The sequence below is a fragment of the Streptomyces sp. NPDC043812 genome, assembly GCF_056436245.1.
In genome coordinates, this window is record NZ_JBWKCY010000083.1 from 1 (window position 1) to 2,891 (window position 2,891).

The following is a 2,891-nucleotide window of genomic DNA, read 5'->3' on the forward strand; positions in this document are numbered from 1 at the left end:
GACTGGGTCTACGTGCAGCTCGCGGTGGCCGCGGTCGTCGTCTCGCTGTACCAGCTGCGCAACGTGGCGGTCGAGCGCCGCTTCCCGGGCCATCATCTGGTGCGCACGTTTCTGGTCATCGGCCTGCTCGGGCCGGCCATCTACATGATCTTCCCGGTGGTCGGACCGGTCTTCGCCTACGGCGCCGACGGCGGGCACTGGGCGGTGGCCAACCTGTGGCCGGACACGCCGCCGCCGGTCACCACCCCGTACCCGATGCCCTTCGACGAGATCACCCCGCGCAACTGCATGCCCAGCCTGCACACGGCGTGGGCCACCGCGATCTTCATTCATTCCCGCAAGGGCCCGCGGGTCCTGCAATTCGTTGGAGCGTGCTGGCTGATCGCCACGCTCGGAGCAACGCTGGGCTTCGGCTACCACTACGGAGCGGACATCGTCGCCGGCGTGGTGTTCACGGTCACGATCGAGACGGCGCTGCGCTCGCTCGCTCGCGGCTGGGACCGGCCGGGAATCCTGCTGGTCGTCTACGGCAGCGCGGTGTTCGCTGCATTCTTGGCGTCGTACCGCTATCTGTCGATGGAGATGGCCGAATATCCGTGGGTGTTCGGGCCGCTGCTCATTCTGGCGATGACCTCAGTGGTCTACGGCTACGTACGGACCACCAAGCTGTGGGAACGGAAGGCCGCGTCGGCGCATCTGCCGGAACCGCGACGCGAATCGCAGCCCGAATCGCAGCCCGAACTGGTTTGAGTCACCCGGTGGGGGCGCGCACTTGGGTGCGGAATCTCTGACGGGAGGTTCCGGAGCAGGGCGGTCGCTGTGGCATTCCTCGTGCGGCTGATGCTCCGGGCGTCAGGGCCGGTAGATGCATTCGGCCAGGGTGGCGTGCTTCTTCCAGCCCTGCGTCTCGTACAGCGCACGCCCGGCATCAGTCGCGCCGAGGACGCCGAGGCCGGCGCCCTCGTCCAGGGCGTGGTCGGCGAGCGTGCGCACCACGAACTGCCCCAATCCGCGCCGCCGATGGGCGTCCTCGGTCAGCACCCGGTCCACGACCGCAGCCTCCCCGAGCACCGCCATCTGGCCTTTGGCCGCCTGCTGCTCGCCCGCTGCGTCCAGCACCCGCACGCAGACGACGGCTCCGACGGTCTCCACGGTCACGGTGTACCCCTCGGGCTCGACCGGGTTCGTGGCCGAGAGGTCGATTGCCATCAGATGTCCGGTCCCTTCGTAGGCCGCCACCCAGCCCGGGAGCAGCCAGGGCTCGATCTCCTCCGGCTCTGCGGGCATCTTCATCCACGTCCGCGGCACGGTCACCGAGGCAGCGGCGCTGCGGATCAGCGCCTCGTCGGCCTCGGGCAGGACGTGGCGTCCCACCTCGTCCGGGTTGTCGGCCACCGCTCCGATTCGGTGCAGAGATGCGCAGAGGATGGCGTGCGCCGGGACGAGCTGCCCAGCCTCGACGTGACCGGGCCCGCGCTCTGCCTCACTGGACCCCACCCGAGCGCTCTGGTTGGCGGGGTGGCGTCTGAGCTGACGGCTGAGCGTTTCCGTCGGCGGGCCGATCCGCCACGGGCCGGGGTGATGGTCTCCCGAGGTTGTTCCGGGAGACGCAGGCACAGAAACCCGCGACCGGGGCCCGACTGCCCTCTGCCAGAATCGCCACATGGCTGAGCACGACACAGATCACGGCTACCTGCTGGACAACCGGCAATCGGAGGCAGGGATCCGATTCGAGGCCCTCAGCGAATGTTCGATCCCGTGACGTTCCGCCACATCGACCAGCTCGGTATCGCTGCCGGCATGCGGTGCTGGGAAGTCGGTGCCGGTGGTCCGTCCGTACCCCTCGGGCTGGCCGAGCGAGTCGGCCCCGAGGGACGGTGATCGCCACCGACATCGACGTGTCCTGGACCCGGGACATCCCTGGCGGCGTGATCGAGGTGCTGCGCCACGACGTGGCAACCGAACCGCCGCCCCCGGGGGCTTCGACCTCGTCCACGCCCGACTGGTCCTGGTACACGTCACCGACCGCACCGAGGCGCTGCGCCGGATGGTCCAGGCGCTGCGGCCCAGCGGCCGGCTGCTCCTGGAGGACGCCGACCCGGGTTTGCAGCCGCTGTTGTGTCCGGACGAGTCGGGTCCCGAACAGCAGCTCGCCAACCGGCTGCGATCCGGCTTCCGCACGTTGATGGCAGCACGCGGCGCGGACCTCGCCTACGGGCGAACCCTGCCCAGGCTGCTGCGGGAGGCGGGCTGGACGATGTGCAGGCCGACGCGTACTTCCCGATCACCTCGCCGGCATGTGCCGTCCTCGAGGCCGCGACCGTGCGGCAGATCCGTCGCCGTCTGGTGACCGAAGGGCTCGCCACCGACGAGGAGATCGATCGCCACCTGGCGAACGTCGCCACCGGACGCCTCGACCTGGCCACCGCCCCGATGATCTCCGCTTGGGGACGCTGCCCGTAGCCCTCCCCCGATTGTCCTCCCGCTCTGTTCGCCCGCACGAAGTTCCGTCGCCGCCGGGCTTCAACCCCGCAGGGGGAAGGAGGACGGCCGCCTTGCCCACCAACCGAAGTGCTCAGCCCCGCCAACTCGAGCAGTCATCCGGCAAGTGACGTGCTCCGTCACCGCTGTTGCGACTGGTCCTCGATCGCGTTCGTCAAGCCGCCGGGGCGGCTGATGCGCAGCGACGGCGACGGCTGGGCCGAGCAGGCCGAGCAGGCCGAGCAGAGCTGGGTACTTGAGAGGACGAGGCGGCAGCTGTCTAGGGTGAGCCCATGGCATTACATGATCAGACAGGCGACATGATGGCCGACCCCTACGCCTTTTACGCGCGCCTCCGCGAGGCCGGGCCCGTCCACCCCTTCACCGGGACCGACGGGCTGCCGGCCTGG

General features: G+C 69.6%; 4 protein-coding genes. 3 read left to right on the forward strand and 1 reads right to left on the reverse strand.

The window, feature by feature from the left end:
- On the forward strand, positions 1-750 hold a 750-nt coding region (locus tag AC067Z_RS38685), incomplete at its 5' end, for a phosphatase PAP2 family protein (RefSeq protein ID WP_478794327.1).
- A gap of 102 nt (positions 751-852) precedes the next feature.
- On the opposite strand, the gene AC067Z_RS38690 is transcribed toward AC067Z_RS38685, so the two are convergent.
- Positions 853-1,395: a GNAT family N-acetyltransferase gene (locus tag AC067Z_RS38690; protein ID WP_478794328.1), complete on the reverse strand. Its 543-nt coding sequence runs from the start codon at positions 1,393-1,395 to the stop codon at positions 853-855.
- Between the two features lie 430 nt (positions 1,396-1,825).
- Here AC067Z_RS38690 and AC067Z_RS38695 point away from each other — a divergent pair, with 430 nt between their 5' ends.
- On the forward strand, positions 1,826-2,350 hold the full coding sequence (locus AC067Z_RS38695; protein ID WP_478794329.1) for a methyltransferase domain-containing protein: 525 nt from the start codon (positions 1,826-1,828) through the stop codon (positions 2,348-2,350).
- The gene (locus tag AC067Z_RS38700; RefSeq protein ID WP_478794330.1) at positions 2,260-2,463 is read left to right on the forward strand and encodes a hypothetical protein; all 204 of its coding nucleotides are present in this window, start codon (positions 2,260-2,262) and stop codon (positions 2,461-2,463) included. The genes AC067Z_RS38695 and AC067Z_RS38700 overlap by 91 nt, the downstream gene beginning before the upstream one ends.
- Positions 2,464-2,891: the final 428 nt, after the last annotated feature.